The sequence below is a fragment of the Streptomyces sp. NRRL F-525 genome, from assembly GCF_000716605.1.
Lineage (GTDB): Bacteria > Actinomycetota > Actinomycetes > Streptomycetales > Streptomycetaceae > Streptomyces.
The window spans coordinates 54,569-74,563 of the sequence record NZ_JNXE01000035.1; the positions used below are offsets into that span (position 1 = coordinate 54,569).

The window sequence follows — 19,995 nt, forward strand, 5'->3', positions numbered from 1 at the left end:
CCGTGCGTCACCATCGGTTCACCCCGGGTACCCGGCCGCCGACCACACATGAGAGAGTGGCCACTTCTGGACCCTCATCTCGCCGCACTGATACGTAACTTACGGTTCCGTAGGTACGATTGAGCGCATGACTGCGTCCGTCCCCGACGCGCACACGGACACGCCGACAGACGGCCACGGTCCCTCCGCGCTCTCCCTCCCCGACCACGTCAAACCGAAGCTGCGCGGCTGGCTGCACCTAGGCATGTTCCCGGCCGTCCTCGTCTCCGGCCTGGTGCTCACCGCTCTCGCCGACACGCCCCGGGCCCGTATCGCCTGCGGGATCTTCGCCCTGACGGCCTGCCTGCTCTTCGGGGTCAGCGCCCTGTACCACCGGGGCGACTGGAGCCCGCGCATGGACGGCGTCCTGCGCAGACTCGACCACGCCAACATCTTCCTGATCATCGCGGGCACGTACACGCCCCTGACGATGCTGCTGCTGCCGGGCGCCAAGGGCGAGTGGCTGCTGTGGAGCATCTGGGGCGCGGCCGCGGCCGGCATCGCCTTCCGCGTCTTCTGGGTCGGCGCACCGCGCTGGCTCTACACCCCCTGCTACATCGCGATGGGCTGGGCGGCCGTCTTCTTCCTCCCCGACTTCATGCGCACGGGCGGCATCGCCGTCCTGGTCCTGGTGGTCGTCGGCGGACTGCTCTACAGCGCGGGCGGCGTGATCTACGGCATCAAGCGCCCGAATCCGTCACCGCGCTGGTTCGGTTTCCACGAGGTCTTCCACTCGCTCACGGTGGCGGCGTTCCTCGTGCACTACGTGGGGATCTCCCTTGTGGCGTACCAGCACGGGTAGCACCTGAGGCACCCACCGGGACACCTCTGTTCATGGCCACGGCTTTCGAGCCGTGGCCATTTTTCATGTCCGGTTCCACTCCCTGACAGTCGATCCCTGTTGACATCCACCACCTTTTGACAGCTACTCTCATTTCATGGCTACTGTCACTCACTCCAACGACGTGCGACGCGACCCGCGCCGCTGGTGGGCCCTCGGGGCCCTGGTCGCGAGCATGCTCACGCTCGGTTTCGACACGACGATCCTCAACGTCGCCCTGCCCACGATGGCGGGCGAACTCGGCGCCACCACCGGCCAGCAGCAGTGGATGGCCGACTCCTACGTCATCGTCTTCGCCGCGCTGATGCTCCCGGCGGGACTGCTCGGCGACCGCTTCGGACGGCGCCGGATGCTGATCGCGGGGCTCGGCATCTTCCTCGCCGGTTCCGTGGCGGGCGCCCTGGCCGGTGACGTCACCTGGGTCATCGCGGCCCGCACGGTGATGGGCGTCGGCGCGGCCCTGGTCACCCCGCTCGCCCTGTCCGTACTGCCTTCCCTCTTCGGCCCCGACGAGCGCACCAAGGCCGTCGGCATCATCTCCGCGGCCTCCTCGCTCGGGCTGCCGCTCGGCCCGATCATCGGCGGCTGGCTGCTCAACCACTTCTGGTGGGGCTCGGTCTTCCTGGTCAACATCCCGATGGCCGCGATCGGCATAGCGGCCTGCGTCTTCCTGCTCCCCGAGACCAAGGACCCCGCGTCGCCCCGGGTCGACGCCCTCTCCACGGCCTTCACGGCGGCCGGCCTCGGAGCCCTCATCTACGCGATCATCGAGGCGCCCAGCCGCGGTTGGGGCGACCCGCTGATCGTGGGCATGCTCATCGGATCCGCGATCCTCATCACCGCGCTCGTGCTGCGCGAGCGGCGCATGGAACGCCCCATGCTCGACATGACCCTGCTCGCCCACCGCGGCTTCCTCTTCAGCTCCATCGCGGCGACCCTGGTGATGTTCGTCCTGTCCGGCCTGCTGTTCGTGCTCCCGCAGTACCTACAGGCGGTGCTCGGCAACGACGCGCTCGGCACCGGCGTCCGGCTGCTGCCCATGATGGGCGGCCTGATCGTCGCGGCCCGGGCCGCACAGCCGCTCGTCAACAGGTTCGGCTCCCGTGCCGTGGTCTGCGCGGGCCTGGTGGTCCTGGCCTTCGCCGCCCTGCTCGGCAGCCGTACGACGGTCGACTCCGGCTACGGCTTCACTGCGCTGTGGCTGTCCATCACCGGGTTCGGCTTCGGCTTCTCGATCGTCCCGGCGATGGACGGCGCGCTGGGCGCACTGCCCCGCGACCGGGCCGGCAGCGGCGCCGGGCTCCTGATGACCATGCGCCAGGTCGGCGCCGCGATCGGCATCGCCCTGCTGGGCAGCCTGCTCGCGAGCACGTTCCGCGACCGCCTCGACGTGACGGGCCTGCCCGCGAAGGCGGCGGACACGGCCGGCGAGTCGGTGGTGGCGGCGCACATGGTGGCGCAGAAGGCGGGCTCTACGGACCTCATCTCCTCCGCGAACAGCGCCTACGTCCACGGCATGGGCCTGGTCCTGATCGTGTGCGGCGTCGCGGCCCTGGTCACCGCGCTGCTGTCGGCGGCGTTCCTGCCGAACACGCCGGCCGCGCCCTCCAAGGAGGAGGCTGAGGAAGACCCGGCCACAGCCGTGGCCATCGCTCTGGCGGATGCCGGACAATGAACACCATGACGGCGACACCCTCCCCCTTCAGCCCCGCCGACCGCCCTCAACTGGGCCTCCGCGAGCGCAAGAAGATCAAGACCCGCGAGGCGATCCGCACCGCGACGTACGCACTGGTGAAGGAGCAGGGCTACGACGCGACCACGATCGAGCAGATCGCCGAGCGCGCCGAGGTGTCGCCGTCGACCGTCTTCCGCTACTTCCCCACCAAGGAAGACATCGTCATCACGGACGAGTTCGACCCGATCATCATGGAGGAGCTGCGGGCCCGCCCCGCCGACGAGCCGTGGATGGTCACGCTGCGGTATGTGATGCAGAAGGCCATCAAGTACGGCATGAAAGAGGACGAGGAGACCTCCCGGCTCCGCACCCACCTGATGGTCCAGGTCCCGGCGGTGCGCTCACGCATGATGGAGAGCATGTCGGTCACCGGCACCATGCTCTGCGAGGCCATCGCCACCCGCACCGGCCGCGACCCGGAGAGCCTGGAGGTCCGCGTCTACGCCATGTCTCTCGTCGGCGGCCTCATGGAGACGTCCCTGTACTGGGCGGAGAACGGCCACCGGGAGGACTTCGCGGGGCTGGTGGACCGCACGATGGATGTACTGGAGCACGGGCTCACCGACTGAACCCCGGTGCGTGTCCGGCACGTTCGTGACCCGAGCGGGCCGGTGATCGAAAAGGAGGTCGTCGACATCGCTGAAGATTCCCCGGCCCGACGCTCTGCGCATCCTCCACGGCTCACCGAGTCGCAGAGGGCCCTCGACACGAACGACACCTCGGCCCTCGACATCAAAACCTGTGAACCCGGCGCGGGCGCACACCCGAACAGGGTGGCGCCCACGCCCAGTTCGCAGGCGATTGCTACCCCTTCTTCTTCACGGTCTTGACGTCACCCTTCCCGCAAGCCACCCCGTCCCCGTTCGGGTCGAGCCGGAGCGGGTCGTCCTTGCCGTTGACCTTCAGGCGGCCGTAGTCGTTCTGCTGGAGCCATGAACAGCGGGCCGCAGTGGTCGACTTGACCTCCGACGGGAAGACCGTCGGGACGCAGACGTTGATCGTGCCGTAGTGGCGGTCGCAGCCGGAGATGGTCGGGCTGACCTTCTGCGAGGTGCGCTTCTTGCCGGGCTCGGTGACCTTGCCCTGCAGGGAGTCCGCGAAGGAGTGGACATGGGCCGAGGCGGTGTCCGTGGTCAGGGCCGAAGGGCCTTGCAGATGGACCCACTTGGCCACCGACGGGACCCCGTTGGCGTCGACCGCGAAGAGCATGTACCAGCCGGGCGGGGCCAGGTTGGGGTTGCTCGTCACGTTCAGGTCGACCGTGTTGCCGTCCACCGAGAGCGGCAGATCCACGAACCGCTGGTTCGGGTCCGAGGAGTGCGTGACCGCGGCCGGGCGGATCAACTCGGCCTTGGCGATGGGCCGGTCGACGGTGATCGTCTGGGTGTCGCCGTACTCCCACTCGTTGTCGATGACCGAAGTGATCGTCGGCCGCGTGCCCTTGAGGAGATACGGCGGGGTGTAGATCGACACGTTGTGGTTCCAGGTGCCGTTGCCCGGGTTGTCACCGGTCGACATCACCCGGCCGTCCGGCAGCAGGAACGAGGAGGAGTGGTAGCCCCGGGCCTCCGGGTCGGCGGCCACCGGATCGAACGTCGTGGTCGCCGGGTCGAAGATCGACGCCTCGTACACCGGGTTCGCGCGGTTGTGCAGCGCACCGCCCGTCTCCAGCACCGTGCCGTCCGGCAGCACTACGGCCGACACGTACATCTTGCCCTGAGCACCCGTCTCGGCCACCGGACCGTTCCCCAAGTCGACCGTTCCCTGCGGGATCTGGGGACCGACCGTGTACGTCGGGTTCGCGGCCTTGAGGTCGATGATGTCGGTCAGCCGGTTCGCGTCCGGGTTGGAGTCGATGTTGCCGCCGCCGATGGTGAGGACCTTCTGGTCCTGCGCCGGAGGCAGCAACACGCTTGCGGACTGGTCGCGTTCGTCCTTGTTCTGCAGCCCGGACACCGACGTGATCGTGTTGGCGGAGTAGTCGTAGATCGCGCTGCCCGTCCCCGGGATGTTGTTCCCGAAGACATGGCTGCCCGTGTAGAACAGCCGCCCGTCCTGCATCAGGACCATCGACGGGTACAGCCCCCAGTACGACCACGTCTGGTTGACCTGCGACAACGGCAGCCACTTCTGCTGGGCGTCCGACCAGTACTCGGCGGTCACCGAACCCGTCGAGTCCTCGCGCAGCCCGCCGAACGAGATGACGTCACCGTTGCCCAGCTCGGTCGCCGACGGGTACCAGTGACCGTCGTTGAGGTCGTTCGTCTTGCTGTACGTCTCGGTCACCGGGTCGAAGATGTACGAGTCCTTGTACCCCTCGTACCCGTGCGAACCGTCCGCCGCCGGGAACGCCTTGTTGCCGCTGAGCACCAGCACCCGGCCGTCCTGCAACTGGATGTGCCCCGAGCAGAACATGTCCTTCGGCGTCGGGATCACCTTGTACGTCCCGGCCACCGGGTCGTACACCGCGCTCGTGAACGTCCCCGCGTCGAACTGCTCCTCGCTGTTCCCGGACCCCGCGATCAGCAGCACCTTGCCGTTGTTGAGGACGACGGAGTGCATCGAGCGCACCGGGTTCTGCGTCGGCAGCACGTCCCAACGCCCGTTCGCACACTCCTCGGCGGTCGCCTGGCAGGTCGCCGGCGGAAGCGTGTCGGGCACCTGGTCCATCGTGTAGTCGTCGGTGGTCGCGGACCCGGTGCCGTAGACCGAGACACCCCAGGTGATCCGGTCGGTACCGGCGGGCACCTCGGGTGTGCGGACCGTGGCCTGGGTCCAACTCCCCTGCATGTCCAGGGTCTTGAGGTCGGTCCAGTACTGCCACCCGGCCGTCGCGTCGTGCCGGAACAGCGTGATGTTCGCGTCCGGCGTCGTCGTCTTGTACCAGAGCCCGAGGTCGTACTGCTTGCCCGCCGTCACCACCGGCGCGCAGGTCGTCGACTCGGTGATCAGCGCCTTGCGGTCACCGTCCACCCGCCGCGTGACGGTGACCTTCATGGCCTTCGAACCGGAGTGCGCGTCCGAAGTCGTGGAGAAATCAAAGTCGTTGTCGCCCCACCCGGACTTCTCCCAGCAGTACGGCATCCCGTCACTGCCCGCCGTCTCGAAGCCCGGGTTGAGGACGAGGTTCGCGGCCTCGGCGGACTGCGGCGAGGCGAGCAGCAGTCCGGCGGTCAGGGCGCCCACCCCGACGAAGGCGGTTCTTCTGCGGTACTTGTTCACACGGCTCTCCTAGCTTGCTTGCAACTCCCTTTGCGGCGCGGGAGGTAGACCAGTGCCTCGGTTCCGACGAAGCGCAGGACGAACGTCATGACCAGCGCGAGCGCGGTCGCCGACACGGCGCCCATTCCGAACTTGTGGATGAACAGGGCGATCAGCGGGATCCGCAGCACCAGGTCGGCGTTGGCGAGCAGTGCGAACCGGCCTGCCCGGTCCCACCAGTTGCGGTGCCGGCGCCGGTCGCGGAACAGGAGATGTTCGATGAGGTAGAAGTTCCAGGCCACGCCGAGCTGGTTGGCGAGGATCTCAGCGGGAACGTAGTGCATGCCCGTCTTGGTAAGCGCCCAGAGGCCGACCAGGTTCGGGACGAAGCCGGTGGCGCCGATCAGGCCGAAGACCACCATGCGCGCGACCGGCGAGGCGGTGCGCAGGCCGAGGAGGTGGCGGAGGAAGCGGAAGCCTTCCTGCGCCGTCGACTTGGACTCCCCGGCGAACCGGTCCTGGAAGACGAACGGCACCTCGGTGACCTGGCGCGGACGGCTGCGTACGGCGAGTTCGAGCAGGATCTTGTAGCCGAGCGGCTTGAGCGCCTCCGCCGTCACCGCGCTGCGCCGGATCGCGAAGAAGCCGCTCATCGGGTCGCTGATGCCCCGCAGTTTGCGCGGGAAGAGCGTCTTGGTCAGCCAAGTCGCCCCGCGGGAAACGGCGATGCGGTATCCGCCCGCCAGTCCCTCGCGGCTGCCGCCCTTGATGTACCGGGAGGCGACGACGAGCCCGGCGTTCGCGCGCTCGCCGGTGCCGACCAACTCCGGTACCAGGGACGGCGGATGCTGCAAGTCGCCGTCCATGACGACGATCCAGTCGGACGTCGCCGCCTTGATCCCCTCGACAACGGCGCCGCCGAGCCCGCCGACCGCCTCCTCCCGGTGCAGCACGGTGACCGGGAACGGGCAGTCCTGCGCCGCCTGGGAGATCACCTCGGGGGTGTCGTCGGTGGAGTCGTCGACGAAGACGACCTCACAAGGGAGCCTGGTCGGCACGGATTCGGTGATGCGGTGGAGCAACTCCCGTACGTTCGCGGACTCGTTGAAGGTCGGGACGACGATGGTGACGGCACCGGGCTCGGCCAGCTCCGCACCGCGTACGGCCGGATCGCCCAACTCCCCGGGGACTGTGGACTCTTGGCTCATCACTGGGCTCCCACGGTCTCGGACTGGATCTGCCGGATCTCGATGCGGTCGTCGCCGGTGCCGAAGGTGGCGACCGGGGTGGAGTGCTCGATCGCCGCCTTGACGTTGGGCAGGTCGACCGCGTCGCGCCGTACCGTCGGGGAGGCCACGACGTAGTCGATGTCCTTCCAGCCGTCGGGCAGGGTCTTGGTGACGGCCGGGTCGAGGTCGGCCTTGTAGAACCAGATGACCCCGAGCCCGGGCCGGTACCCGGCGTGCACCAGGTCCAGCCAGAGCGCGTCGTCGACGAGGACACGGGTGTCCTTCGGGTCGGCGACCTCGGTGGACAGCCACTTCGAGGCGGCGCGGTAGGGGGCGTTGGCGTCGGTGGTCATGGCGGTGCGGTCGCCGTCGTACCACTTCGGTACGACATAGGCGCCGGCCGCGATCGCGAGAACCACGGCGAGGGTGTACCTGCCTCCCGTGACGTATCGTTTCTCCCCTTCCCCACGCCATCTGCGCAGCACCGCGTGGGCGACGGAGGCGGTGCCCCCGGCCAGTACGAGGGCGAGGAAGGGCAGCGCGCCGATGATGTACATCGCGGGCAGGTAGCCGTTGGGGCGCATGGAGACCAGGGCGAGGATCGCCACGGTCATGGCCGGTCCGGCGAGGGAGCGGGCGGTGACCGACCAGCGCCAGGTGAGCAGCAGGAGCAGCGCCCCGGCGAGTCCGCCCAGCGGCAGGACGCGGTCGTAGTACAGCCAGGAGTGGAGGACGCCGTAGGAGCCCGTGCCCTGGTCGAGGATGAAGCCCGAACCCGGTCTCGTCATCTGGTACTTGAGGCCGTCCCAGAGCGAGACGTGGCCGCTGCCCGGCAGCAACTCGCCCTTGAGCAGGGCGAAGAGGGGGTACGCGAGGCCGATGAGGGCGCAGGCGGTGATGGCTCCGGTGAGCGCGAACTTGCGGGTGTCGCGGTGTCCGTGGCGCCACATCGTGAGCAGCAGCGCCGGGAGGATGACGAGCATCGTCTCCTTGGTGAGGACCGAGGCCGCTCCGGCGAGGCCCGCTCCAAAGTGGTGCCAGAGATGGCGACTTGGGGACGCGGCCAGGCAGAACGCGAGCAGCATCCACATCACGGCGATGTTGTCGAGGAAGATCTCCCGCTGGAGGATCACGGACAGCGGGGAGAGGCCGAAGAGCACCATGGCCAGGCCTGCCGCCCAGCGCGGGAGCGAGAGCCTGCGGGCGAGGACGTAGACGAGGACCGCGCTGATCGCGCTGATGACCAGCATCGCGAGGCGCATGGTGCCGACGGTCATCGAGTCGGGGCTGAAGTGCGCGGGGATCCAGGTGAGCAGGGCGATCTGGATCCAGCCGAGGGGCGGGTGGTCGTACCAGTAGGTGTAGTGGGCGAGCCCGGTGCCCTGTTGGACGGCCCAGGCCTGGGCGAGGTAGGTGCCCTCGTCGTCGCTGAGCGTCGGGTAGTCGGCGATGTTCCAGCCCTGCACGACGAGGATCGCCGTGAGGAGCAGGCCGCAGAGGAGGAGGTCGGGGCGGGAGGAACGGAGCCGTGAAGGTGGCGCTGTTCGACTGGCCGAACCGGTTTCAGGCGCAGGCTGCCGCTGCGCGGGGACCGTGGTGGTCACCGCGGGAAGTGTGGAAGTCACGCAGGAACGTCCTCTCGGATCACTGCGGTTTCGGTGAGGTGCGCGCCGACGTGGGAGGTCAACTCCCAGTCGTTCCGGCCGCGTTGCTCACGCCACACTGCGCGGATCGCGGCTCCGGCGAGGAGCACCTGGTAGAACGGGCCGCCCACGACGAGCTTCAGATAGTGGACGGCGCGGACGCGGAGTCCGTACTGCTTGCCGAAGTCGTGCAGGCCGACGACCTCGAACACGAAGGTGACGGCGGCGGTGACCAGCGGCAGGAAGGTGAGGAACGCGATGCCCACCGGCACGTCCAGGAAGAGCGCGACCGCCGCGTTCAGCGGGATGATCACCCCGGAGAAGGCCTGCAGGAACGGCGTCATCAGCGTGTAGCGGGCGAGCAACCGCTGCCCGAATCCCGGGAGTTGCTTCCAGTCCTGCTTGCGGTAGACCTGAAGGAAGCCCTGGTTCCAGCGAGTTCGCTGCTTCAGCAACGACATCAGGGAGCCCGGGGTCTCCTCCCGGGTCACCATGTCGGAGTCGTAGGCGACGACGACCTTCTTGCCGACGCTGGACAGCCGGACGCCCAAGTCGCAGTCCTCGGCAAGGCAGTCGGGGTCCCAGCCGTCGGCCTCGCGCAGGACGTCGGTCCGTACGAAGACGGTGTTGCCGCCCAGCGGGATGAACCCCTTCTGCGCGTGCAGATGCAGCCGGGAGCGGAACCAGAAGAAGTACTCCAGGCAGTTGCGCAGGCTGTACCAGCTGGAGTGGAAGTTGATGAGCTGGACGCCCCCCTGGACGACGTCCGCCCCCGTCGTGCGGAACGCGTGGTCGACGTGGGCGAGCAGCGCCGGATGGACCTGGTCCTCGGCGTCGAAGACCCCGACGACATCGCCGCGGCAGTGCGGCAGCGCCGTGTTCATGGCCTTCGGTTTGTTCTTCTTCTCGTGCGTGTCGACGACGACGCGGACGCGCGGGTCGCGCTCGGCGGCGCTGTCGGCCACCGCCGCGGTCTCGGGGTCGTCGTGCCCCACGATCACGATGATCTCGAAGTCGGTGTGCGTGGACTCCAGCAGCCGCTGGATGGTGTGGTCGAGCACGGCCTGTTCGTGCCGGGCCGGCAGCAGCAACGAGAACGAGACGTGCTCGTCCCCGTCCGGGCTGCTGAATCGGGTGGAGGCGAGCACTTCGGGCGTACGCCACGCGTGCATCTGCCACCACAGGGTGAAGGCGGCCATCCAGAACAAGGCCAGCGAAACGACGGCGATGAAGACAGACGTCAGCAAGACAGATCCCCCCAGATCCCAATACCCCCTGGCGCGACGGTGAGTTACATCCGTCGCGTCACGAGGCAGAGACTATGGGCGGTCTGTGAAGCGAGCAGGTGATTTCAGTGAAGAGCGTGTTTCCTCACAATGAGGCTCCCAGATGAGCATTTCTCGCACTGGTCTCGTTTGGGACGGTTACGCCTATGACATTTCACCTGTTCAACGCGGTGCTCAGCCGCTCCGGGTCGGTCGTCGGCGCGTCACAGGTGAAGTTACGGCAGACATACGCGGCCGGCCCACCGTCGACCAGGGGCCGGTCGGCGAGCAACGGCAGCTCGTCACTCCCCGCTACCCCGAAGGCCACCACGGCCCCGGGCGCGGTCCCCAGAAGTGCCGTACGGTGCAAGGCTTTTGTGCCTTCGTCAGTGAGCGACGGCCCTACGACGGCCACCTCGCGCGGCCCGTCGAGATACGCCTCGGCGACGGCGAGCCCCCACCCGATGAACCGCGGCACACGCGGCCCGAGCGCCTTCACGACCCCCAACGCCCGTTCCGCGGCGGTGCGATGGGGCTCGGCGCCGGTCTGCGCGGCATAGCTCAGCAGCGCACCGGCGGCGGCGGTCCACCCGGACGGGGTGGCGTTGTCGGTCGGATCCTGCGGCCGCCGGATCAGCTGCTCGGCGTCGGAGGCGGTGTCGTAGAGCGCCCCGGACTCGTCGACGAACCCGGCGAGGACGTGGTCGAGCAGGAACCCGGCGAACTCCAGCCAGACCCCCTCCCCCGTGACCGACGCCAGCGCGAGGAAGCCCTCGGCGACATCGGCGTAGTCCTCCAACACCCCGGCGTTCGCGCCGACTTGGCCGTCCTTGCTGGTGCGGGCGAGCTTGGCGTGCTCGTCGAGATGCAGCCGTACGAGGAGATCGGCCGCGGAGACGGCGGCCTCGATCAGGTCGGGGCGGTCGAAGTAGGCGCCGGTCTCGGCGAGCGCGGCGATCGCGAGGCCGTTCCAGGCGGCGACCACCTTGTCGTCGCGGCCGGGGGCGGGACGCTGTGAACGGGCGTCCAGGAGACGGCTCTTGACGGACTCGATCTTCGCGGCGTCGAAGACACCTTCGTGCTGCGGGAGTTGGAGGACGGACTGCCCTTCTTCGAAAGTCCCGTCCTCGGTCACACCGAAGTACTGCGCGGCGAGTCCACCGTCCTCTTCCCCCAGGACCTCGGTGAGCTGGGCGGGCGTCCAGACGTAGTAGGCGCCCTCGACGTGCTTACCGCTCCCGTCGTCGCTGTCGGCGTCGAGGGCGGAGGCGAACCCGCCCTCGTCGGTGCGGAGTTCACGCACGATGAAGTCGGCGGTCTCGACGGCGACGCGCCGGGCCAGCTCGGAACCGGTGCTGCGCCACAGGTGGGCGTAGACCCGGCAGAGCAGGGCGTTGTCGTAGAGCATCTTCTCGAAGTGCGGGACGGTCCACTCGCGGTCGACGGAGTAGCGCGCGAAGCCGCCGGCGAGCTGGTCGTAGATCCCGCCGCGGGCCATGCGCTCGCAGGTGTCCCGGGCCATCTCCAGGGCGCCCTCGGCGCCGGTGCGGGCGTGGTGGCGGAGCAGGAACTCCAGGGCCATGGACGGCGGGAACTTGGGCGCCCCGCCGAATCCGCCGCGCTGGGGGTCGTACTCGCGGGTGAGCCCGAGGAGTGCGCGGGACAGCTCCTCCTCGCCGGGAGCCTCGGTGCTGCCGTAGTCGATCTCGCGCTGGGACAGGTCCCGGGTGATCTTCCCGGCGACCTCGGCGACCTCGTCCCGCCGGTCGGTCCACGCGCTGCGCACACCCTCCAGCACCTGCCGGAAGGAGGGCATGCCGTGGCGGGGCGCGGGCGGGAAGTACGTCCCGAAGTAGAAGGGCTCGGCGTCCGGCGTGAGAAACACGGTCATGGGCCAGCCGCCCTGACCGGTGGCCGCCTGCACGGCCTCCATGTAGACGGCGTCGACGTCCGGGCGTTCCTCGCGGTCGACCTTGATGCTGACGAAGTGTTCGTTGAGGTAGTCGGCGGTGGGGTGGTCCTCGAAGGACTCGTGGGCCATGACGTGGCACCAGTGACAGCTGCTGTACCCGACGCTGAGCAGCACCGGTTTGTTCGTCCGCCGCGCCTCGTCGAAGGCCTCGGCCGACCAGGGCCACCAGGCGACGGGGTTGTCGGCGTGCTGGAGGAGGTAGGGGGACGTCTCGTGGGCCAGTCGGTTCGGCATGCCCCCATCGTGCCTGACCGGAGTGGGAGGCCGTGGGACCGGCCGCGCCTTCCGGTTCCGGTTCCGCTCCGCAAACAGATGATCGTCGCCCTCTCGCGCTCGAGCCTCCCCCGAAGGACACTCATAGGCCAAGCAGTTGCCGCCGGAGGGGGACGTGACATGCGGGACGGCCATCGGACCGATGCCGAGCGGCTGTTGGCTCGGGCCGTGGAGGAGGAGGTGCGGCGCTCCGGCGGGCGCACGGACGGGCAGGTGCTGCTGGCGCGGTCCCGGGCCGCTCTGGACGCCATGGCGGAGACGGCGGCCGAGGAGTACGCGGCCTATACGGGGGCGCTGGACGAGGCGTCGGCGGGGCAGCTCACCTTCGGGCAGCGGTATGCGCGGGAGGGTGGGACAACTCCCTTGTTGGTGGCTGGTGTTGGCGCGGTCGCCGCTGTGGTGGCCGACCTCGCCCTCGGCACCGGGACCGGTACGGCCTTCGGCGCCGGCGTGACCGTCGGTGTCGTGGGCGCCGCGGCGACCGTCGTGAAGGTGACCGCGTCCCATCTGCCCGCCGCGCATCACCGTGCCGGTGCCGTGAGTCAGCCCGGGGGGCCTGAGCAGTTGCGGTTGCAGTGGCTGACGGCGTTGGAGGTGCGGGGCATCCGGCCGTTCCTGGATCAGCAGCGGGTGCTGGCCGCGTCGACCGGGCCGACGCGGAAGCCGGGGCCGCAGTTGCGCGGTGCGGACAAGAGCGCGGCGGCGCGGCGGCGGAGTGTGCTGGAGCAGTCGTTCGGTCAACTCCCGGATGCCGTGGGGGTGTTCGCCGGGCGGCGGGCCGAGCTGGCCCGGATCCGGCAACTGGTGCAGGCGGGGCGGGCCAGTACGGAGACCCGGCCTACGGTGGTCGTCCTGCACGGCGCTCCCGGTTCGGGGCGTACCACCCTGGCGGTGCGGGCCGCGCACGATCTGCGGGACCAGTTCCGCGGGGCCTGCGTGGTGGATCTGCGCGGCGACAGCCCGGGCGAGCCGCCGCTGCCCACGCGTGACGCCCTGCTGCATCTGCTGAACCGGCTCGGCGCACCGCGCGAGCAGTTGCTGTTCCGTGAGCGCTCCTCGCCCGACCAACAGGTCAAGCGGCTGGGCGAGTTGTACCACCAGCACCTCACCGGACTGCCGGTGACGATCGTGCTGGACGACGCCTCCGATGTCGCGCAGGTGGCCACGCTGGTGCCCGAGCGCTCGGACAGCCTGGTCGTGGTCACCGCCCGCAAACCCCTCGACCTGCCCGCCGAACTCGCCGCCTGGGTGCACCAGTTGCCGGTGGAGTCGCTGGACGCGGCGGGCGCGGAGGAGCTGCTGGGGGCGGCGGCGCAGGACGGTTCGGAGCCGTACGACGCCGAATCCGCCGACCGGATCCGGGAGTTGTGCGGCGGGCTGCCGCTCGCGCTGCGGATCGCGGGCTCGTCCCTCGGTGCGCGCTCACCGGGTCAACTGGCCACGGATCTGGGCGCGTACGGCCCGGTGGAGCCGGTCGAGCGGGCGCTGTGGCTGCGTTACACCGACCAGTCCGACCCGGCCCGCACGCTGCTGCGCAGGCTGGCGCTGGCGGGCCGGGCCTCGCTGGGCGCGGCAGCAGCGGCGGCCCTGTTGGGCGCCGACGAGACCGAGGCCACCCGCCAGCTGACGGCCCTGTCCCGGGCGGGCCTCATCGACCACGTCCGCGGCACCCGCTACCGCCTGCACGACCTGGTCCGCGCCTTCGCCCAGGCCCGCCTCCTCGACGAGGAGGAGTCGGCCGAACGTACCGCCGCGCAGGAGCGGTTGATCGTGAACTACGGCGAACTCGCCGACTCCGTGCTGCGGTTGGTCGACGGCAACATGTCGACGCGCTCGGACCGCTTCGGCCCGCACGGCTTCACCTCCCTGGACGAGGCGCTGCGCTGGCTGGACGACGAGTCGAGCTTCATCACCTCGACGCTCCGGCACGCGGAGGGCGTCGACCAGGGCGCCGTACTGAATCTGCTGGGCGCGCTGTGCGACTACTGCCTGCTGCGCGGCGACCTCTACCGGCTCGGTGAGATCAGCGAGTTGGCGCAGGCCGTCGACCAAGGACTGCTCGTCCGCTCGGTGCAGTGGCGCACCGGCATCGCGGCCCGGCAGCTCGGCGAACTCGACAAGGCGCGCACCACCCTCACCTCCGTCGTCGACCTCTACATGGAGGCCCATCACGACGCCGGCGCCGCCCGCGCCCTCTGCTCGCTGGGCATCACCCTCCACCACCAGGGCAACCTCACCGAGGCGGCGGCGAAACTCCGCGAGGCCCTCGACCTGCAAGCCCCGCCCCAACTCGCCACGGACCGCGCCTGGACGATGCACGCCCTGGCCGCCGTGGAACGGGATCGCGGCCGACTCCCGGAAGCCATGCGGCTGTTGACCGAGTCCCTGGTCCTGCACCGCGCCGGCGAGTCCGTCCACGGCGAGGCCTGGGCCCACTTCCAACTCGGCCAACTCGGCCTGCGCATGGGCGACATCCCCCGCGCCGAGTCCGAACTCACCACCGCCCTCGGCCTCTACGGCCGCACCCGCGACGCCCGCGGCGAGGCCTGGGCGCTGACCCAGCTGGCCCGCGCCCGCCTCGTCGCCGGCGACCCGTCCCCCGCGATCGACGGCCTGCGCCAGGCGGCCGCCCGGCACCGCGACAACGAGGACGCGCGCGGCGAGGCCTGGACCGTCTACTACCTCGGCCAGGCCCTGGAGGAGACCGGCAACCTGGACCTCGCGGTGCGCGAGCTGGAACGCTCCCGCACAATGTTCTCCCGCATGCGCGACGTCTACGGCCTCGCCTGCGCCCGGCACCACTCGGCACGCGTGACCCGCGACCAGCGCGCGGCCCAGACGGGTTCGCTGCGCAACTCCGGGTTCGCCCGCCAGCTCCTCGTCGACGCCCGCGCCGACTTCCAGCGCATCGGCGTCGCCCACGGCGAGGCCTGGACCTGCCTGGAGCTCGCGGTCGTCGACGCGGGCAACGCCCGTACCCAACAGGCGCTGACGCTGTGCGACGAGGCCGTAGGCCTGTTCACCTCGTACGGCGACCACCGCGGCGAGGACTGGGCGCACTTCCTGCGCGCCACGCTGCTGCCGTACGCGGCCCCCGGCGGGGTCGAGGTCGGCACGGCGGTCGCCCAGGAGGAACTGGCCCAGCTGTCCCGCACCCGGCATCCGTACCGCGACGAGAAACTCGGCGACTACGTCGAGGCGTACCAGCTGCTGCTGGAGCGGGGCGTGAACCTGGAGGCGGGCTGGCAGGCGTGGCGGCTGGGCATGGTGCCGAGCCGGCATGCGCGGGAGGTGATGGGGGTGGCGGTGTCCGGCACCCCCTGAGCACCGCTCGCGCAGGCGGCCGCGTCAGCCCTGCTTGGCCTTGGGTTCCGCCGGGGCGGCCCCGGATTCGGCCTTCGACTCGGCGGTCGGCTCGGCCTTCGGGTCCGCGCCTTCCTTGAAGTCGACCTTGTTCATCTGCTTGCTCATGGACTTCATCAGGCCCCAGACGGCCAGGGCCATCACCGCGAACACGATGAAGCCGAGGACGCCGGGGGTGACCTTGTTCTCGTCGACCTCGGCGAGGGGGACCAGGTGCGTCATTGCCAGGGCTGCGCTTGAGCTCATGTCAGGCATTGTCGCGGATGCCCGCAAACAGATCGTCCTCGGGGAGGGAGGTATCGACGAGGGACTTCGCGAGCTCATACTCCTCGGTCGGCCAGACCTCCTTCTGGATCTCCATCGGGACCCGGAACCAGCCGCCGTCGGGGTCGATCTGCGTGGCGTGCGCGAGCAGCGCCTTGTCGCGGATCTCGAAGAACTCGGCGCAGGGGATGTGCGTGGTGAGCGTGCGCTCGGTGTGCCCCGACTCGTTCCAGCGCTTGAGCCACTCCTCGTACGGCGACTCCAGGCCGCGTGCCAGCAGCGCGTGGTGCAGGGCCTCGGTGCGCTGCCGGTTGAAGCCCTGGTTGTAGTACAGCTTCCGCGGCTGGTACGCCGGGCCGTACTCGGACTCCGGGTACTTCTCGGTGTCCGTCGCGCCCTCGAACGCCACCATCGAGATCTTGTGGGTCATGATGTGGTCGGGGTGCGGGTAACCGCCGTTCTCGTCATAGGTGGTGATCACCTGCGGCCGGAACGAACGGATCTGCTTCACCAGCTCGCCGGCCGCCTTGTCGACGTCCTCCAGCGCGAAGCAGCCCTCGGGCAGCGGCGGCAGCGGGTCGCCCTCGGGCAGCCCCGAGTCGACGAAGCCGAGCCACTCCTGCTTGATGCCGAGGATCTCGCGGGCCTCGTCCATCTCCTTCTTGCGCACCTCGTGGATGTGCTCCTCGATGTACGTGTCGCCCTGGAGCTTCGGGTTGAGGACGGAGCCGCGCTCCCCGCCCGTGCAGGTCACGACCAGCACGTCCACCCCCTCGGACACGTACTTCGCCATGGTGGCCGCGCCCTTGCTCGACTCGTCGTCGGGGTGCGCGTGGACGGCCATCAGTCGCAGCTGGTCAGTCAAGACTCAATCCTCAGTAAGTCGGCGCCCCGGTGTCCTGGGGTGCAATTCAACAGGTGGCGTCCCGCAGGGACGTCGTTGAGGGGCGGTGGTCGGGCGGCGGGTGGGAGGCTTCTATAGTGACCGAATCCGGGGGCGAATAATTCCGGGGGCCCGCTTCTACGGCCCCTTGCCGAAAGGACGATCATGAGTACGGCGAGTGCGCGACTGCCCGAGGGCCGTTACGGCCGCTCGTCGGACGAGCGCGCCGACCACAAGCTCAAGATCGCCGGCACCGTCCTCGCGGCACTGCTGCTCGCCCTCGTCGGGTACTTCGCCTACCACTACGTCGTCGAGGCGAAGATCAGCGCCGAGGTGATCACCTTCCAGGCCTCGGGCAACGAGGTCAAGGTGCATCTCGAGGTCCACAAGGACTCCGGGACCACCGGCTACTGCACCCTGCGCTCCCAGGCCGCCGACCAGTCCGAGGTGGGCCGCGCCGACTTCCACTTCGGCGGCTCCGCGACCCGCATCGACCGGGTCGTCACCCTGCGCACCACGGCCAGGGGCACCACGGCCGAGCTGCTGGGCTGCCACTCCGACTGACGTCACCCTTGTTACGTAGGCGCTGACCAGCGTTGACGTATGTCTGACGGCTTATGTCCTCCCCCTGACGCCGTTGAATTGTTAGGCTCGTGGTTTCGCCCTTCCATGAAGGAACATTCTTCTGGGTAGGGCGATGCTTTGTATTCCCAGTACCTACGAGGAGCACCTGTGACCCAGACCAGCGAAGACGTCACCTGGCTCACGCAGGAGGCGTACACCAAGCTCAAGGACGAGCTGGAGTACCTGTCTGGTCCCGCGCGCGCCGAGATCACCGTGAAGATCGCGGCCGCTCGCGAGGAGGGCGACCTGCGCGAGAACGGCGGGTACCACGCGGCCAAGGAGGAGCAGGGCAAGCAGGAGCTCCGCATCCGCCAGCTGACCCAGCTTCTGGAGAAGGCCAAGGTCGGCGAGGCTCCGGCGTCGTCGGACGGCGCGGTCGCGCCCGGCATGGTCGTCACGATCGCCTTCGACGGCGACGAGAGCGACACCACGACCTTCCTGCTCGCCTCGCGCGAGTACGCGAGCGCCGACATCGAGACCTACTCGCCGCAGTCCCCGCTGGGCTCCGGCGTGCTCGGCCACAAGGTCGGCGAGGAAGCGCAGTACGAGCTGCCCAACGGCAAGAAGGCCTCGGTGACGATCCTCAAGGCCGAGCCGTACAACGGCTGACCCCTCAGGACCCGCCCTTCGGCGAGCCCCCGGCGACCTTGCGGCGCCGGGGGCTTCGTCGTGCGTCCTCAGGCCGTCGCCGAGCGGTACTTCCGCACCGCCAGGGTCCGGAATATGAGGATGATCAGCAGCGAGTAGATCAGCGAGGCCCACACCGGGTGCACCATGGGCCAGGCGTCCGAGGGCGACTGTCCCGGGTTGGCGAAGAGCACCCGGCAGGCCTGCACGGTGGCGCTGAACGGGTTCCACTCGGCGATGTGGCGCAGCCAGGGGGTCATGTTGCTGGTGTCCACGAACGCGTTCGAGATGAATGTCACCGGGAAGAGCCAGATCAGCCCGCCGGAGGTGGCCGCCTCGGGCGTACGGACGCTGAGCCCGATCAGGGCGCCGATCCAGGTGAACGCGTACCCGAGCAGAAGCAGCAGCCCGAAGGCACCGAGCACCTTGCCGGCGTTGGTGCCCCCGTCCGACCCGACCCGCCAGCCGACCAACAGGGCGACTATCGCGAGGACCAGCAGGGTCAGCGCGGTCTGCACGAGGTCCGCGAGGGTCCGCCCGGTCAGCACGGCACCGCGCGCCATGGGCAGCGAACGGAACCGGTCGATGAGGCCCTTGTGCATGTCGTCGGCGATGCCCGCGCCGGAACTGGCGGTGGCGAAGGTGACGGTCTGCGCGAAGATGCCGGCCATCAGGAAGTTCTTGTAGTCGGTGGCGCTGGTGCTGCCGCCGATCTGCATGGAGCCGCCGAAGACGTAGGTGAACAGCACCACGAACATGATCGGCTGGATGAGCCCGAAAATAACCATCTCTGGAATCCGGCTCATGCGAATCAGATTGCGCTTGGCGACGACCAGTGAGTCGTGCACGGACTGGCCCAGCGCGCTGCTCGGCGCCGCGACCGGCGCGGCATCGGTGACGGCACTCACTTCGCGGCCTCCGTCTTGTGCTTGCGGTCCTTGGGGTTCTGGTTCGCTTCCGTGCCGTTCTCCTCGGCCTTCTCCTCGGCCAGGTGGCCCGTCAGGGACAGGAACACGTCGTCGAGGGTGGGGCGGCGGAGGCCGATGTCGTCTATCTCGATGCCGCGGGAGTCGAGCTCGCGGATCACCTCGGCGAGGAGCTTCGCGCCGCCGGTGACGGGCACGGTGAGCTTGCGGGTGTGCTCCTCGACGGTGGTGTCGCCCTTGCCGAAGCCGAGGAGGACCTCGGAGGCGATCTGGATGTGGTCGCGCTCGTGCACGACGACCTCGACGCGCTCGCCGCCGGTGCGGGCCTTGAGCTGGTCGGAGGTGCCGCGGGCGATGACACGGCCGTGGTCGACCACCGCGATGTCGTGCGCGAGGTGGTCGGCCTCCTCCAGATACTGGGTGGTCAGCAGGAGGGTCGTACCGCCGGAGACGAGCTGTTTGATGACCTCCCACAGCATCTGGCGGTTGCGGGGGTCGAGGCCGGTGGTCGGCTCGTCCATGAACATCACGGGCGGGGAGACGACGAGCGCCGCCGCCAGGTCGAGCCGGCGGCGCATGCCTCCGGAGTAGGTCTTGGCCGTGCGGTCGGCCGCGTCCATGAGGTTGAACTGGTCGAGCAGTTGGTCGGCCCGGGCCTTCGCGGTCTTGGCCTTCATCTGGTAAAGCTGGCCGACCATCTGCAGGTTCTCCCGGCCGGTCAGGTATTCGTCGACCGCGGCGAACTGGCCGGAGAGGCCGATGGAGCGCCGCACCTCGTTGGGCTGCTTCAGCACGTCGAGGCCGGCCACGGTCAGCTTGCCGCTGTCGGGGCGCAGCAGGGTGGTCAGACAGCGGACGGCGGTCGTCTTGCCCGCGCCGTTGGGCCCGAGCAGGCCCAGCACGGTGCCCTCGGGGACATCGAGGTCGACGCCGTCCAGAGCTTTCACATCGCCGAAGGTTTTCACCAGGCCTTCGGCATAGATGGCGCCTGGCATATCAGTCTCCACGTCGTCGGGGATTCTTTGAAAAGCCTAGGTATGAGTCTTTTGTTCTGCCCAGGGGAGCGGCATGCTGCTGCCTGCGGGCGACACGAGACACACCATAACGCGA

The 19,995-nt window shown here is 69.2% G+C and carries 15 protein-coding genes; 6 read left to right on the plus strand and 9 right to left on the minus strand.

Translation table 11 applies throughout. From position 1 onward, the window contains the following. The first annotated feature begins 127 nt into the window (after positions 1-127). From trhA to OO69_RS36655, 3 genes are all read left to right on the plus strand, one after another. Positions 128-841, plus strand: a complete 714-nt coding sequence (gene trhA / locus OO69_RS36645; RefSeq protein WP_033285228.1) for a PAQR family membrane homeostasis protein TrhA — start codon at positions 128-130, stop codon at positions 839-841. A gap of 136 nt (positions 842-977) precedes the next feature. Beyond that, on the plus strand, positions 978-2,555 hold the full coding sequence (locus tag OO69_RS36650) for a DHA2 family efflux MFS transporter permease subunit (protein ID WP_051801472.1): 1,578 nt from the start codon (positions 978-980) through the stop codon (positions 2,553-2,555). Then, a complete protein-coding gene (locus tag OO69_RS36655) occupies positions 2,552-3,184 on the plus strand; it encodes a TetR/AcrR family transcriptional regulator (protein ID WP_033285229.1) in 633 nt (210 codons plus the stop codon). Before OO69_RS36650 ends, OO69_RS36655 begins: the two co-directional genes overlap by 4 nt. A gap of 235 nt (positions 3,185-3,419) precedes the next feature. On the opposite strand, the gene OO69_RS36660 is transcribed toward OO69_RS36655, so the two are convergent. The 5 genes from OO69_RS36660 to OO69_RS36680 all read right to left on the minus strand — a co-directional run bounded on the left by OO69_RS36660 (position 3,420) and on the right by OO69_RS36680 (position 12,159). Continuing rightward, on the minus strand, positions 3,420-5,837 hold the full coding sequence (locus OO69_RS36660) for a galactose oxidase early set domain-containing protein (protein ID WP_033285230.1): 2,418 nt from the start codon (positions 5,835-5,837) through the stop codon (positions 3,420-3,422). Beyond that, complete coding sequence (locus OO69_RS36665) at positions 5,834-7,024, minus strand: glycosyltransferase (RefSeq protein ID WP_033285231.1); 1,191 nt, start codon at positions 7,022-7,024, stop codon at positions 5,834-5,836. The genes OO69_RS36660 and OO69_RS36665 overlap by 4 nt, the downstream gene beginning before the upstream one ends. Then, on the minus strand, positions 7,024-8,670 hold the full coding sequence (locus OO69_RS36670; protein WP_033285232.1) for an ArnT family glycosyltransferase: 1,647 nt from the start codon (positions 8,668-8,670) through the stop codon (positions 7,024-7,026). The genes OO69_RS36665 and OO69_RS36670 overlap by 1 nt, the downstream gene beginning before the upstream one ends. Beyond that, positions 8,667-9,935 (minus strand): glycosyltransferase, encoded by a 1,269-nt coding sequence (locus OO69_RS36675; protein WP_033285233.1) that lies wholly within the window; start codon positions 9,933-9,935, stop codon positions 8,667-8,669. Before OO69_RS36675 ends, OO69_RS36670 begins: the two co-directional genes overlap by 4 nt. Before the next feature lie 193 nt (positions 9,936-10,128). After that, a complete protein-coding gene (locus OO69_RS36680) occupies positions 10,129-12,159 on the minus strand; it encodes a thioredoxin domain-containing protein (RefSeq protein ID WP_033285234.1) in 2,031 nt (676 codons plus the stop codon). A gap of 159 nt (positions 12,160-12,318) precedes the next feature. Between OO69_RS36680 and OO69_RS36685 the strand changes: the two genes are divergently transcribed. Continuing rightward, on the plus strand, positions 12,319-15,522 hold the full coding sequence (locus OO69_RS36685) for a tetratricopeptide repeat protein (protein ID WP_033285235.1): 3,204 nt from the start codon (positions 12,319-12,321) through the stop codon (positions 15,520-15,522). A 24-nt stretch (positions 15,523-15,546) separates the two neighbouring features. Here the strand turns inward: OO69_RS36685 and OO69_RS36690 are convergent, their stop codons facing one another. Together OO69_RS36690 and mca are read right to left on the minus strand one after the other, a co-directional pair. After that, on the minus strand, positions 15,547-15,816 hold the full coding sequence (locus OO69_RS36690; protein WP_078652730.1) for a hypothetical protein: 270 nt from the start codon (positions 15,814-15,816) through the stop codon (positions 15,547-15,549). Next, positions 15,809-16,669: a mycothiol conjugate amidase Mca gene (mca, locus tag OO69_RS36695; protein ID WP_033285237.1), complete on the minus strand. Its 861-nt coding sequence runs from the start codon at positions 16,667-16,669 to the stop codon at positions 15,809-15,811. The genes OO69_RS36690 and mca overlap by 8 nt, the downstream gene beginning before the upstream one ends. A 204-nt stretch (positions 16,670-16,873) precedes the next feature. Between mca and OO69_RS36700 the strand changes: the two genes are divergently transcribed. After that, the gene (locus tag OO69_RS36700) at positions 16,874-17,272 is read left to right on the plus strand and encodes a DUF4307 domain-containing protein (protein ID WP_033285238.1); all 399 of its coding nucleotides are present in this window, start codon (positions 16,874-16,876) and stop codon (positions 17,270-17,272) included. Positions 17,273-17,440: 168 nt separating this feature from the next. After that, on the plus strand, positions 17,441-17,941 hold the full coding sequence (gene greA / locus OO69_RS36705) for a transcription elongation factor GreA (protein ID WP_033285239.1): 501 nt from the start codon (positions 17,441-17,443) through the stop codon (positions 17,939-17,941). Between the two features lie 68 nt (positions 17,942-18,009). On the opposite strand, the gene OO69_RS36710 is transcribed toward greA, so the two are convergent. Together OO69_RS36710 and OO69_RS36715 are read right to left on the minus strand one after the other, a co-directional pair. After that, entirely contained in the window at positions 18,010-18,867 is an 858-nt protein-coding gene (locus tag OO69_RS36710; protein ID WP_033285240.1) for an ABC transporter permease, read from the minus strand. Then, a complete protein-coding gene (locus OO69_RS36715) occupies positions 18,864-19,880 on the minus strand; it encodes a daunorubicin resistance protein DrrA family ABC transporter ATP-binding protein (RefSeq protein ID WP_033285241.1) in 1,017 nt (338 codons plus the stop codon). The genes OO69_RS36710 and OO69_RS36715 overlap by 4 nt, the downstream gene beginning before the upstream one ends. Positions 19,881-19,995 lie beyond the last annotated feature (115 nt).

Coding starts and splice junctions, on each gene's coding strand:
- trhA (WP_033285228.1), top strand. CDS start 128: ATGACTGCGTCCGTCCCCGACGCGCACACGGACACGCCGACAGACGGC.
- OO69_RS36650 (WP_051801472.1), top strand. CDS start 978: ATGGCTACTGTCACTCACTCCAACGACGTGCGACGCGACCCGCGCCGC.
- OO69_RS36655 (WP_033285229.1), top strand. CDS start 2,552: ATGAACACCATGACGGCGACACCCTCCCCCTTCAGCCCCGCCGACCGC.
- OO69_RS36665 (WP_033285231.1), bottom strand. CDS start 7,024: ATGAGCCAAGAGTCCACAGTCCCCGGGGAGTTGGGCGATCCGGCCGTA.
- OO69_RS36680 (WP_033285234.1), bottom strand. CDS start 12,159: ATGCCGAACCGACTGGCCCACGAGACGTCCCCCTACCTCCTCCAGCAC.
- OO69_RS36685 (WP_033285235.1), top strand. CDS start 12,319: ATGCGGGACGGCCATCGGACCGATGCCGAGCGGCTGTTGGCTCGGGCC.
- OO69_RS36690 (WP_078652730.1), bottom strand. CDS start 15,816: ATGCCTGACATGAGCTCAAGCGCAGCCCTGGCAATGACGCACCTGGTC.
- mca (WP_033285237.1), bottom strand. CDS start 16,669: ATGGCCGTCCACGCGCACCCCGACGACGAGTCGAGCAAGGGCGCGGCC.
- OO69_RS36700 (WP_033285238.1), top strand. CDS start 16,874: ATGAGTACGGCGAGTGCGCGACTGCCCGAGGGCCGTTACGGCCGCTCG.
- OO69_RS36715 (WP_033285241.1), bottom strand. CDS start 19,880: ATGCCAGGCGCCATCTATGCCGAAGGCCTGGTGAAAACCTTCGGCGAT.